Origin of the sequence: Allobosea sp. WAO (assembly GCF_001509835.1) — a bacterium.
In the GTDB taxonomy this organism is placed as follows: domain Bacteria; phylum Pseudomonadota; class Alphaproteobacteria; order Rhizobiales; family Beijerinckiaceae; genus Allobosea.
Genome location: NZ_JXTJ01000008.1, coordinates 438,952 through 451,170, shown reverse-complemented (window position 1 = coordinate 451,170; position 12,219 = coordinate 438,952). Strand labels below are relative to the sequence as shown.

Here is a 12,219-nt window from a genome sequence, read left to right as displayed (position 1 = left end):
CCGAGGCAGCACCGGGAACCGCGAAGTTAGGAAATCCTCTCCAGAATATCTTGTTCTGTCGCGGATGCGAGCGCGTTGTATTCCTCGAGCCGCTGTTTGCTCACTGTCGCGGGAGATTTCGCCCAGTATGCGGCGGCTTCGCAGGCGGCTTCATAGGCCTCGCAAAGCTCCACCAGCCGCGGATCGCGGGCAAATTTCTCGCGCAGCTCCGTGCGCCTGTTCGGCCAACGAAGCATGAGGCGTGCGAGCCCGCGTCTTTGCGCCTGTTCCATAGCCACGCGTTCACCTTTTCGTGAGGCGTAGAGGAACAGCATATCGACCAAGTCTCCTCGGGTGCAGCCGTAACAGTTGCGCCGTGAGGCCGTGTTCAGAGCGAGCCTCGTTACACCCTCGTCTTGACGGTCACAGCCAAATCATCTCAGCCTTCATCACGAAGCACGGGAGGCCGGTTATGAAGCGACTCAGGGCCGCTCTGCTTGGCGCCTCGGCCTGCCTTTGCGGAACACTCCTGCACACGCCCCTGGCCGCGACCGAAGGCGGGGCGAGTCTGTTCCTTCCGGGACTGCGCGGAGCGGGCGCAGGTATCGCGCCGCCACCGGGCTTCTATTTCGAGAACGATTTCTACGCCTATTCCGGCCGTCTCTCGGCCCGCACGCAGACCCAGTTCGGTGGCGCCGTTCTCTCCAGTGTCGAAGTCGAGGCCAGGATCAACTTCTCGACTCCGACCTGGGTGACACCGCTCGAGATCTTCGGCGGCAACCTCGCCTTTGCGATCACGGTCCCGTTCGGAACACCGCGCGTGAGCGCTGGCGCCGTGATCGCGGCGCCGCGCCTCGGCCGCGCCTTTGGCCTCGGCCTGCGCGATGCCACCTTCAACATAGGTGACCCGATAGTCTCCAGCTTCGTCGGCTGGCATGCCGGCAACTTTCATTGGCTGGTCGGTGGCGCGGTCAGCATCCCCGCCGGCGCCTACCAGGATGGCGAGCTGTCGAACGTCGCCTTCAACCGCTGGATCGGCGACGTCTACGCGGCTGCGACCTGGCTCGATCCGAAAATCGGCCTCGATATCTCAGGAGCCATCGGCTTCGAGATGAACGGCACGAACCAGGCGACCGACTACCGGAGCGGCAACGCCGTCCATGGCGATCTGGCGATCACCCAGTATCTGAGCAAGGAATTCTCGATCGGCGCCTTTGTCTCGCACTACCAGCAGGTCAGCGGCGATGGCGGCGCCGGCGCCTCGCTCGGCCCCTATAAGGGCCGCGTCACCACGGTCGGCGGCACGATCGGCTATAATTTCAGCGTCGCGGGAACGCCGGTCTCCACCCGCGTGAAGGTCATGCGCGAGGTCAGCGTCGAGAACCGTCCGCAGGGCACGAGCGTGCTGCTGAGCGTCGCCTTTCCGCTCGGACCGGCGCCAACTCCCCAGCCCACGCCACAGCCGAAGGTCGTCAAGAATTAGCCCCGGTGGGACGAGGCAGCTCGGCGCTGCCCCTAAGCCGGAAGCCGCCGGCGCCGATCAGCTAAACCAGCGCGACCGCACCTGACAGTCCGGCTCTCAAGCCCGCTCGCATCGCTTCTTCCGATCTCGACGATGTCGAACTGGATCGCACATAGCCGGCCGAGCTGCGCGTCAGCCGTCGCAGCGATGATAGGGAGTCTCGACCTCGGGAAACTCCGGATCGAAACGGACGAGCCCCCCATCAGGCTTGAAGCGGACCGAGACGCTCACCGTCTCGAAGATGATCTCGTTCTCGCAGCCCAGTAGAAAGCTCAGCACATCGCCTTTCTGCTTCGACGAGATCACGTCGCAGCTCGCGTTGGGGCTGCGGATATGCTTGCCTGTCGCGATGAAGCCTGACCAGCCTTCGATCGATTGCTTGTTGAACACCAGCCTGCCACTGCGCTTGGTGAAGACCTGATCGCAGGTCGCGGCGTTGGTCGCCCAGGCGCCCTGCAGACGCTCCGGCGAAGCCTGGGCCGCGGCCCCAGTGCTTGCGGCAGATGCGCCGGCAAACAGCAAAAACGTCAAGAACCTCTGGCTTCGGCTCATGGATCACCTGTCGCAGGTCGCGCCCGGGCGCGACCCTTCCAACTACGATTGCACCTGCACTCTCGGATAGATCGTCACGCGCTGGAAGCGAGGTCCATGCCCGTAACGGTTACAGCCGGTTTCGAGACCGGCCGGACTATCCTCATGTTCGTCAGCCGCGGCCAACACAGCCGGTCGGTAAACTTGCTGCCTTCTCTGCCGACCGTATCGCTTCCCTCGCGGCCTGCGGGCGGCCCGAGGCAGCGCCGAAGGACGCGACGTTGGGTCATCGAACCACAATCAATAGTGGAACGTCCAGAGCAGGCTTTCGCTCAGGCCCTTCAGCGCCTCGACCGCATCGGGGCGCTCGCGCGCCAGCGTCGTGATCAGCGCGTCGGCAACCGCGAAGGCGGCCGTCGGCGAGTTCGGCAGGAAGCTGTTGCGGGCGGGCGCGAACAGCGTCATGTCCGCCAGCGGAACCAGCGGCGATGACGGCCCGTCGGTCAGCGCGATGAGCACGGCGTCGCGCTTCTTGGCGAATCTGGCGAGCTCCAGCGTCGCGCGTGAATAGCGCGGCAGCGAGATCGCGATGACGACATCCTCCGGCCCGGCCGAGAGCATGTGGCGGACCGCGCGCTCCGGCCCGCCGCGCGAAGAGGCGAAGACCACGTCGGCATCGAGATAGAGCGCCAGCCCATCCTCCAGGAAGGCGCCGACATGGTGGCTCGCGCCGGAGCCGACGATGAAGATGCGGCGCGCCTTGAGCAGGAGGGCGATGGCGCGGTTGACCGTCTCCTCCTCCAGCGTCGCTATCGCCTCATCGAGATTGGCGGCCTCGCCCTTCAGCGTCGTCGCCATCGTTGCGAAGACCGAACCGGCGGCCGCACGCGCATCGGCGAGGCCTTCGACCGGCGCGAGCGCGACCTTGAGTGCCGTCGACAGCGCGGCGCGGAAGTCGCCATAATTGCGGTAGCCCAGCGCCCGGACGAAACGGGTGACCGTCGCGGTCGAGGTGCCGCTCTTCTCGGCCAGCCCTTCGATCGTCACCGTCGCGGAATCGAGCGGGCTCTGCAGGACGAAGTCGGCCGCCTTGCGATGGCCTTCGCTGAGCGAGGGGTAGACCCGGGCGATGCGGTTGGCGAGGTCCGTCGTCGGCTTCAGGGCGCGTGACATGGCTTTTCCGCTGATTGACGTCGGATCATTTTCATGTTTGCTACCGCGTGAAAATAAAACTGTCAAAAACGTTCACCTACGGGAATGGAGAAGGACCGATGCGGCAGCGCGCACTGATGACCATCCTGCTCGGCGCAAGCATGCTGAGCGCGCCTGCCATGGCGCAGACCCTGCGCATCGCGCTTTCCTCGGAGCCGACTGCCGTCGATCCGCATTACCACGACCTCACCCCCAATAATGCGCTCGCCCTGCACATCTTCGACCATCTCGTGCTCCAGGACGAGAAGCAGGCGCTGAAGCCCGGCCTCGCCACCTCCTGGGAGAACGACGGCAAGAACCGCTGGACCTTCAAGCTGCGCCAGGGCGTCAAGTTCTCGAACGGCCAGCCCTTCAGCGCGCAGGATGTGGTCTTCACCTTCTGCCGCACCCTCAAGAACGAGACCAAGGTCTCTGGCTCCTTCGCCGACATCACCGGCAATTTCGCCAAGGTCGAGACCCGTGACGCCAGCACGCTGGTGATCGAGACCAAGACGCCGGAGCCGCTGCTCCCGACCCTGCTGTCGGGCCTGCCGATCCTCTCCGCCTCGATCGTCCAGCACGGCGACATCACCTACGACGTCGAGAAGAACTGCGGCGTCACCGGCCCCTGGCCGACCGTCAACAACTTCAACGACGGCTCGATGGCGATCGGCACCGGCCCCTACAAGCTGAAGTCCTATGTGCGTGGATCGGCGATCGAGCTCGAGCGCAACCCGAACTACTGGGGCGAGGCCGAGCCCTGGGCGAGCGTGCGCTTCCTGCCTGTGACCAATGCCGGCCCGCGCCTCGCCGGCCTGCTCGCCGGCGACTACGACGTGATCGAAAGCCCGGCGGCGCGCGACCTCAACCGGATCAAGGGCGACAAGCGCTTCGCCCATGTCGTCACCCCCTCGACCCGCATCATCTATTTCCAGCTCGACGTCGACCGCGACGACAGCCCCTTCGTCAAGGCGCCCGACGGCAAGAACCCGCTGAAGGATGCCCGCGTCCGCAAGGCGATGTCGCTCGCCATCGACCGCGACGCGATCGCCAAGCGCATCATGGACGGTGCCGCCGAGCCGGCCTACCAGTTCCTGCCGACCGGCATGTTCGGCACGCTGGCGAACCCGGCGAAGATTCCGTACGACCCGGCCGCGGCCAAGAAGCTGCTCGCCGAAGCCGGCTATCCCAACGGTTTCCAGCTGACGCTCTCGGCGACCAATGACCGCTACATCAACGACAGCCAGATCACCCAGGCGGTCGCCCAGTACCTGACCCAGATCGGCATCAAGGCCGAGGTCGACGCGATGACCCGCGCGATCTACTTCCCGCGCCGCGCCAAGAAGGAATTCAGCGTCGCGATCGGCGGCTGGGGCTCGAACACCGGCGAGGCCTCGTCCTTCCTGCGCCAGTGGCCGCCGACCCCGAACGAGGACAAGACGATCGGCGGCTCGAACTATGGCGGCTACAAGAACGACGAATACGACAAGGTGATCCGCGCCGCGATCTCGACGCTCGACGACAAGAAGCGCGAGGAGCTGCTGCAGCAGGCCATGACCATCGTCCTCGCCGACGGCGCCTTCATCCCGCTGCACTTCGAAAGCGGCATCTGGGCCGGCAAGGCCGATCTCAAGATCACCGGCCGCGCCGACCAGTTCACCCTCGCCATGTCGGTGAAGCCGGCGAAGTGAGCCGCGCTTAACCCGCTGGCGACAGCAAGCAACATCGTCGTTCCGGGCCGGCGCCCAGCGCTGCGCCCGGAATGACCTTTCAACCGGTCGAGCGTCACCGATGACCGCCTATGTCCTGCAACGGCTGATCCAGAGCGTGCTCGTGCTGCTCGCGGTCTCGGTCGTGGTCTTCTTCGCCGTCTATGGCATCGGCGATCCGATCGAGCTCCTGGTATCGCCGCAGGCCAGCGCGGCGGACCGGCAAGCGCTGATCGCGCGGCTCGGGCTCGATCTGCCGGTCTGGCAGCAATACCTGACCTTCATGGGCAATGCGCTGAAGGGCGATCTCGGCCGCTCCTTCGTGCACGGCGTGCCGGCGGTGCAGCTCATCCTGGCCCGCCTGCCGGCGACCTTCGAGCTCGTGCTGCTGGCGATGACGCTGGCGCTCGTCTTCGGCATCCCGCTCGGGCTGATGGCGGGCCTGAACCCCGATAGTCGGCGCGCCCGCATCGTCATGGCCGGCACCGTGCTCGGCTTCTCGCTGCCGAGCTTCTGGAAGGGCATGATGCTGATCCTGCTCTTCGCCGTGCTGCTCGGCTGGCTGCCGACGGCGGGCCGCGGCGAGACCGTCTCGGTCCTCGGCTTCCAGACCAGCCTGCTGACGCTGGACGGGCTCCAGCACATCGCCCTGCCGGCGCTGAACCTCGCCATCCCCAATCTCGCGCTGATCGTGCGCCTCGTCGCCGCCGGCACCACCGAGACGATGACCCTGGACTACGTGAAGTATGCCCGCGCCAAGGGCGTGCGACCCCGGCGCATCGTCAACCGGCACGTGCTGCGCAACATCCTGATACCGGTCGTCACCGTGGTCGGCGTCGAGTTCGGTAGCCTCGTCGCCTTCTCGACCATCACCGAGACCGTCTTCGCCTGGCCGGGCATGGGCAAGCTGCTGATCGACTCGGTCTACCAGCTCGATCGCCCGGTGGTCGTCGCTTACGTCCTCCTCGCGACGCTGCTCTTCGTCACCGTCAATTTCATCGTCGACGTGCTCTATGCCGCGCTCGACCCGCGGGTGAAGCTCGCCGGAGAACAGGCATGAGCGACGCTTCCCGTCTCGCCGGCCCCATGCAGGCCGATACGCCCCTGCGCGAAAAGGTGCTGCGCCAACTACGCAACCGCCCGACCACACGCGGCGCCGCGATCCTGCTCAGCATCATGGTGGCGCTCGCCTTGCTGGCGCCGTTCATCGCGCCGCAGAACCCGCATGATCTCGGCTCGCTCAGCGTGATGGACAACCGGCTCGCCCCCGGCGAGCAGGGCATGAGCGGCTTCACCTTCTGGCTCGGCAGCGATGCGCAGGGCCGCGACATGCTGAGCGCCATCCTTTACGGCCTGCGCACCAGCCTGCTCGTCGGCCTCGCCTCGACCGCCGGCGCGCTCACGATCGGCATCATGGCGGGGCTCGCCGCGGCGCAGTTCGGCGGCACGATCGACGCCCTCATCATGCGCATCGTCGACTTCATGCTCGGCTTCCCCTCGATCCTGGTCGCGCTCGTGCTGCTGGCCTCGATCGGCCGCGGCGTCGACAAGGTCATCCTCGCCATCGTCCTGGTGCAATGGGCGCAATACGCGCGGCTGATGCGGGCCGCGGCCATGGTCGAGCGGCGCAAGGAGTATATCGAGGCGGCCGTGAATTTCGGCCTGCCGACCCGCCACATCATGCTGGCGCATCTGCTGCCGAACTCGGTCGGCTCGGTGCTGGTGGTCGCCTCGATCAGCATCGCCTCGGCGATCACGCTCGAAGCGACGCTCTCCTTCCTCGGCGTCGGTGTGCCGGTGACGCAGCCCTCGCTCGGCCTGCTCATCGCCAACGGCTTCGAGTTCCTGCTCTCCGGCGAATACTGGATCGCCGTCTTCCCCGGCATCGCGCTGGTTCTTTTGATCATGTCCCTCAATCTCGTCGGCGATCGCCTGCGCCGCAGCTTCAACGTGCGCGCATGACCGACGCTCCCCTCCTTTCCGTGCGCGGTCTCAAGACTGTGTTCCATGCGCAGGACGGCGCCTGGCCGGCCGTCGACGGCGTCGATTTCAGCGTCGCCAAGGGCGAGGTGCTCGGCCTCGTCGGCGAATCCGGCTCGGGCAAGTCGGTGACCGGCTTCTCGCTGGTGCAGTTGATCGACCCGCCGGGTGAGGTCGTCGCCGGCGAGGTGCTGTTCGACGGCATCGATCTGCGCGCCGCCTCGCAGGAACGCCTGCGCCAGCTCCGCGGCGACCGGATCGCGATGATCTTCCAGGACCCGCTGATGACCCTGAACCCGGTGCTCAGCATCGGCGAGCAAATGGCGGAGGCGATCCTCGAGCATCGCGCCTGCAGCCGCGACGAGGCGCTCGCCAAGGCGGCCAAGGCGCTGGCGCGGGTCGGCATCTCCTCGCCGGAAACCCGCCTCAAGCAGTATCCGCACGAATTCTCCGGCGGCATGCGCCAGCGCGTCGCGATCGCAACCGCGTTGCTGAACGATCCCGACCTGATCATCGCCGACGAGCCGACCACCGCGCTCGACGTCACCATCCAGGCGCAGATCCTCTACGAGGTGCAGAAGCTCTCGCGCGAGAGCGGTGCGGCGGTGATCTGGATCACCCACGATCTGGCCGTCGTCGCCGAGCTCGCCGACAAGGTGGCGGTGATGTATGCCGGGCGCATCGTCGAGATCGGCGATGTCGAGACCGTGCTCGACCGGCCGCGCCACCCTTACACGCTCGGCCTGCTCAACTCCTCGGCCGCGATGACCCGGCCGGGCGAGCGCCTGCACCAGATCGACGGCATGGCGCCACGCATCGACTCGCGCCCTTCGGGCTGCCCGTTCCGGCCGCGCTGCGAGCGCGCCTTGGCCGTCTGCGCCGAGAGCGACCCGCAGCCGCAGCCCCATGACGGGCGCACCCTGCGTTGCCACAACCCCGTGCCGGACAGGAGAGCCGCATGAGCGAGCCACTGTTCGAACTGCGCGGCGTCCGCAAGTACTTCCGCGGCAAGGCCAACATCGCCGAGCGTATCCTGACCGCGGTCGGCCGGCACGCGCCGCCCTCGACCCTGAAGGCGGTCGACGGCGTCGACCTTTCCGTCATGAAGGGCGAGGTACTCGGACTCGTCGGCGAATCCGGCTGCGGCAAGTCGACTTTGGCCCGCATCGCCACTGGCATCCTGCCGCCGACCGAGGGCGAGGTCTTCTATAAGGGCCGCTCGGCCGGCGCGCTGAAGGGCAAGGACCGGCTCGATTATCTGCTCAAGGTGCAGATGGTCTTCCAGGACCCCTACGCCTCGCTCGATCCGCGCATGCGGGTCAGCCGCATCGTCGGCGAGGCGCTTTCGGTCCACAAGCTGGTGCCGAAGGCCGAGCTCGACAAAGCGGTCGACCGGGCCCTGACCGAGGTCGGGCTCGATCTCGCCTATCGCGAGCGCTACCCGCACCAGTTCTCCGGCGGCCAGCGCCAGCGCATCGGCATCGCCAGGGCGCTCGCGGTGAAGCCGGAATTCCTGGTCTGCGACGAGCCGGTCTCGGCCCTCGACGTCTCGATCCAGGCGCAGGTGATCAACCTGTTCATGGATGTGCGCGAGCGGCACGGCCTGACCTATCTCTTCGTCAGCCATGATCTCGGCCTCGTCCGCCATATCAGCGACCGTGTTGCGATCATGTATCTCGGCCGCATCGTCGAGATCGGCAGCGCGACCGCGATCTTCGCCGAGCCGGCGCATCCCTACAGCGCCGCGCTGATCAAGGCGATCCCCTCCGCAGAGCGGCGCAAGAGCAGCTTCCAGCCCCTCAAGGGCGAATTGCCCTCGCCGCTCTCACCGCCCTCGGGCTGCCCCTTCCACCCGCGCTGCGAGCACGCCATGGCGGTCTGTCGCGAGGTCCGCCCGGACCTCCGGGAGATCGCCCCCGGCCGCAGCGCCGCCTGCCACCTGCACACGACAGCGAAAGCCGCATGACCACGCTCGTTCTCGACCCGCCGCAGGGGCGCAGCACCCTGCCCTTCAACGATGCCCGCCATCCGCAGCGCCCGCTGGAGGTCAATTTCTATCGTCCGGCGTCGCATGGCCCGGAGGACGAGGTCGTCTTCGTCCAGCACGGCATGCTGCGCAATGGCGACGACTACCGCGATTTCTGGATCGACGCCGCCGAGAAGCACAACCTGCTGATCGTCGCACCGACCTTCGGCAATGCGCATTTCCCGCAGGCCGAAGGCTACAATAACGGCCTCGTCGTCGCCGAGGACGACGCCATCGCCGCCAAGGAAGACTGGCTCTATGCCGTGCCGGCGCGCGTACTGGCGGCGCTGCGCAAGGCCGGCGTGACGAAGCGCGACAAGGTCCGGCTGTTCGGCCATTCCGCCGGCGGCCAGTTCGTCCACCGCCTGCTCGCGACGCAGGACGAGACACCTTTCTCGGTGGCCTTCGCCGCCAATTCCGGCTGGTACACCCTGCCGACGCTGGAGCGCCGCTTCCCGGAAGGGCTCGGCGGGCTCGGCCTCGGCGCGGCGGAACTCGCGCGCTGGCTGGCCTGGCCGATGGTGATCTTCGCCGGCGACCAGGACATCGTCACCAGCGACCCCAACCTGCCCGCGCAGGCCGAGGCGCTGGCCCAGGGGCCGATGCGCTATGCCCGCGCCCATTTCATGCTCGAGTTCGCCAGGCAGGAAGCGGCCAGGCTCGGCCTGCCCTGCAACTGGTCGCTGATCACCGTGCCGGGCATCGGCCATGACGGCGCCGCGATGTCGCGTGCCGCCGCGGCCTACTGGTTCGAAGGCCGCATCCCCTCGGTCGAGGAATTGCGGCCCGAAGCCGAGGCAGTGGCCTGAGGCTTTCCGCGCGTCCCGGGAACGCCCGGGACGTCCACTCTCCCCTTGCGCCCCCCGCATCGCGAGATGGGAGCGCCGCATCGGCGCCTTCGGTCGGTGCCTTGTCGCCCCTGTAGCCTTGTCGGGGGCATGCCGCTCAGCAGTCGTCCCGCCGCCCCGCAATGGTCGATCGGGGCGGCGCGCAATTGCTATATCGCAGGCCCCAGGGCGATGCTGGCCCCGCTCACGCCGAACTGGTCGCCTTCGGGCGCCGGGCCCTGACGCTGCGCTCGGCATGGCTGCGACTTGATGAATGCGTGTCGGCGATCGTTTCGATGTCGGGCATCTGCACGCAGCAGCGCTTGCTGAGCGCGGCAGCGACTTTCAGCAGGTCGATATGCCCCTCGACCAGGACGTCACGCATACCGCCTTGCCCGCAGATCATCGGCGCGGTTGGGCTTTCCGTATCGAATTGTTTGCAGATCTCGACAAAGATGGCGTTTGCCAGTCTTTGCAGCTGAGGATCAGCTAGCTCTTTCTCGCACATGACCAAACCAGACAAACGGCGCGGCTGCGCCCATCCGGTCTAGATGGGGATGGGAGCCTTCCGGGAACAGCCAGACGCATGCAGCGGGCCATGCATCCGACCTCTCTTGAAAACTGGCGGTTGCGGCCCAGCGGCGGTGCGATTGAACATGCGCTAGCCAGCCACCACTTTGTCCTCTGGGTAAGGTGACGCTGTCATGGCAAATGGGTGGACCCCGGACGGGGCGGTTCAAGACCAGATCGACGTCTCGATCAGCGATGCGGTCAGGCTCGCGCGCGCCAAGCTGCCGACTGGCCCCGGCGAAATCTACTGTCAGGCCTGTGGCGAGGAGATACCGGAGGCACGCCGCCTGGCGATGCCCGGTGCGCGTACCTGCGTAACCTGCCAGTCCGGTCTCGACCGGCGCTCGGTTGCCACAGGGGGCATTAACCGACGCGGCAGCAAGGATAGCCAGCTCAAATAGCCGGAAAATCGGAAACGGCATTCGGAAAGGCCGGAGTTTCACCATCCGGGAGAGCCGCAATCGGCGGAGCCCCGAAGCCGATGTCTTGGCCGTGCGACGGCGGTCTGCCGCGATGAGTACAGGGTAGATCTGTCCGACCGACCGGACCGGAAGGCGCCCCTTCTGCGGGATATGCTGAGCTTCGACCAGCATGGAACAGGGGGAGCGTCGCATGGCCCAGCGACACCGCCGCTCGGTCGATCTCGCGCTCGTCGCCGATAGGTCCGCCGCAAGCTATCTGCCGAGAGCGCGCGCCATACCGAGCGGGAATTCAAATGAAGCTCGAACGAGCCAGCTATCGGCTGGCAATCGCCCATGGCGGCCGCCCCGACTTTGCCGAGACACTCTTCGCATATCTCCCGCCTTTCAAGGCACAAGCGAACCTGATGGACTGATTTAGCACTGCCCAATCAAGACAAATGTGAACCGGCTCACGAACTTCATGTGAGTTCTGCATTTTTAGCCGCCTCAATTCTCTCCCGCCGGGATGACGATATGCTTCTCCGTGACTTCGAAGACTTCTTCCGAATTTCTCAGACTTGATTTTCAGAATTGCTTAACCGTCGCACGAGCGTCACAGGGCGGCGCTATCACAGTCACATGAACACGAACGGCATTCATTTGAACATCGGTGCGGGCTCCGACGGGCGGCAGTTGGCGATTGCCGAAATGCTGCGCAGCCGGGACTTCATCAGCGTCGAAGAGCTGGCCGCGCATTTCGCGGTCGCGACGCAGACGATTCGCCGCGACCTCGTCGCGCTCTGCGATCAGGGCGTCGCCAGGCGGCGCCATGGCGGCATAGAGAGCCTGGCCCGGAGCGGCAATCTCACATTCAAGGATCGCCGCGTGCTCAACCGCGAAGCCAAGCAGAGCATCGCGGCCAGCGTGGCGAGCCGGGTCGGCGATGGCGAGGCGATTTCGCTGGGGATCGGCACCACCACGCAATTCGTCGCCGAAGCCCTGCTTGCGCACCGGCAGCTCAAGATCGTGACCAACAACCTGCCGCTCGCGGTGATGGTCGGCCAGAACTCCGATTTTTCGCTGGCGATCGCCGGTGGCACGGTGCGCGGCGGCGATCTCGACGTCTGCGGCGCGACGGTCGACGCCTTCTTCGCCTCCTACAAGGTCGATGTCGCGATCTTCGGGGTCGGCGGCATCGATGAGGACGGCTCGCTGCTCGACTTTTCGGAGGAGGAGGTGCGCGCTCGCGAGGCGATGCTGCGCAACTGCCGCAAATCCTATCTCGTCCTCGATTCCTCGAAATTCACGCGCCCGGCCCATGTTCATGGCGGGCGCATCGACCAGGTCACCGCGGTGTTCTGCGACGCAGATCCCCCGGCCGCCATCCGGCGGATACTGGACGAGTCCGGCGTCCAGTTCGTCAGAACCTCGGAGGCGGCCGTGAGGCCGTAGCTCCGCAGAGAAGAAGCTGCGCCCGGCCGGG

The 12,219-nt window shown here is 66.3% G+C and carries 13 protein-coding genes; 9 read left to right on the top strand and 4 right to left on the bottom strand.

The window, feature by feature from the left end; all coding sequences use genetic code 11:
* Positions 1-26: 26 nt before the first annotated feature.
* Positions 27-314, bottom strand: a complete 288-nt coding sequence (locus tag DK26_RS16970) for a hypothetical protein (RefSeq protein ID WP_248310003.1) — start codon at positions 312-314, stop codon at positions 27-29.
* 137 nt (positions 315-451) lie between these two features.
* On the opposite strand from DK26_RS16970, the gene DK26_RS16965 reads away from it, so the two are divergent.
* Positions 452-1,462 carry a transporter gene (locus DK26_RS16965; RefSeq protein WP_066474935.1) on the top strand — a complete coding sequence of 337 codons (1,011 nt, stop codon included), beginning with the start codon at positions 452-454 and terminating at the stop codon, positions 1,460-1,462.
* A gap of 171 nt (positions 1,463-1,633) precedes the next feature.
* Here the strand turns inward: DK26_RS16965 and DK26_RS16960 are convergent, their stop codons facing one another.
* Both DK26_RS16960 and DK26_RS16955 read right to left on the bottom strand, forming a co-directional pair.
* Positions 1,634-2,032, bottom strand: coding sequence for a hypothetical protein (locus DK26_RS16960; RefSeq protein ID WP_157089691.1), 399 nt, complete (start codon positions 2,030-2,032; stop codon positions 1,634-1,636).
* Positions 2,033-2,332: 300 nt separating this feature from the next.
* A complete protein-coding gene (locus DK26_RS16955; RefSeq protein WP_066474922.1) occupies positions 2,333-3,205 on the bottom strand; it encodes a MurR/RpiR family transcriptional regulator in 873 nt (290 codons plus the stop codon).
* 98 nt (positions 3,206-3,303) lie between these two features.
* Between DK26_RS16955 and DK26_RS16950 the strand changes: the two genes are divergently transcribed.
* The 6 genes from DK26_RS16950 to DK26_RS16925 all read left to right on the top strand — a co-directional run bounded on the left by DK26_RS16950 (position 3,304) and on the right by DK26_RS16925 (position 9,747).
* A complete protein-coding gene (locus tag DK26_RS16950; protein WP_066474920.1) occupies positions 3,304-4,914 on the top strand; it encodes an ABC transporter substrate-binding protein in 1,611 nt (536 codons plus the stop codon).
* 100 nt (positions 4,915-5,014) lie between these two features.
* Positions 5,015-5,992 (top strand): ABC transporter permease, encoded by a 978-nt coding sequence (locus DK26_RS16945; RefSeq protein ID WP_066474918.1) that lies wholly within the window; start codon positions 5,015-5,017, stop codon positions 5,990-5,992.
* Positions 5,989-6,894, top strand: coding sequence for an ABC transporter permease (locus DK26_RS16940; protein WP_066474916.1), 906 nt, complete (start codon positions 5,989-5,991; stop codon positions 6,892-6,894). The genes DK26_RS16945 and DK26_RS16940 overlap by 4 nt, the downstream gene beginning before the upstream one ends.
* On the top strand, positions 6,891-7,874 hold the full coding sequence (locus DK26_RS16935) for an ABC transporter ATP-binding protein (protein WP_066474908.1): 984 nt from the start codon (positions 6,891-6,893) through the stop codon (positions 7,872-7,874). Before DK26_RS16940 ends, DK26_RS16935 begins: the two co-directional genes overlap by 4 nt.
* Entirely contained in the window at positions 7,871-8,878 is a 1,008-nt protein-coding gene (locus DK26_RS16930) for an ABC transporter ATP-binding protein (protein WP_066474905.1), read from the top strand. The genes DK26_RS16935 and DK26_RS16930 overlap by 4 nt, the downstream gene beginning before the upstream one ends.
* Positions 8,875-9,747 carry a hydrolase gene (locus DK26_RS16925; protein ID WP_066474901.1) on the top strand — a complete coding sequence of 291 codons (873 nt, stop codon included), beginning with the start codon at positions 8,875-8,877 and terminating at the stop codon, positions 9,745-9,747. The genes DK26_RS16930 and DK26_RS16925 overlap by 4 nt, the downstream gene beginning before the upstream one ends.
* 223 nt (positions 9,748-9,970) lie before the next feature.
* On the opposite strand, the gene DK26_RS16920 is transcribed toward DK26_RS16925, so the two are convergent.
* The gene (locus DK26_RS16920; RefSeq protein WP_157089690.1) at positions 9,971-10,273 is read right to left on the bottom strand and encodes a hypothetical protein; all 303 of its coding nucleotides are present in this window, start codon (positions 10,271-10,273) and stop codon (positions 9,971-9,973) included.
* A 196-nt stretch (positions 10,274-10,469) separates the two neighbouring features.
* Here DK26_RS16920 and DK26_RS28585 point away from each other — a divergent pair, with 196 nt between their 5' ends.
* Both DK26_RS28585 and DK26_RS16915 read left to right on the top strand, forming a co-directional pair.
* Positions 10,470-10,736 carry a DksA/TraR family C4-type zinc finger protein gene (locus tag DK26_RS28585; RefSeq protein ID WP_083533281.1) on the top strand — a complete coding sequence of 89 codons (267 nt, stop codon included), beginning with the start codon at positions 10,470-10,472 and terminating at the stop codon, positions 10,734-10,736.
* A 693-nt stretch (positions 10,737-11,429) separates the two neighbouring features.
* The gene (locus DK26_RS16915; RefSeq protein ID WP_248310002.1) at positions 11,430-12,188 is read left to right on the top strand and encodes a DeoR/GlpR family DNA-binding transcription regulator; all 759 of its coding nucleotides are present in this window, start codon (positions 11,430-11,432) and stop codon (positions 12,186-12,188) included.
* The last annotated feature ends 31 nt before the right edge of the window (positions 12,189-12,219 follow it).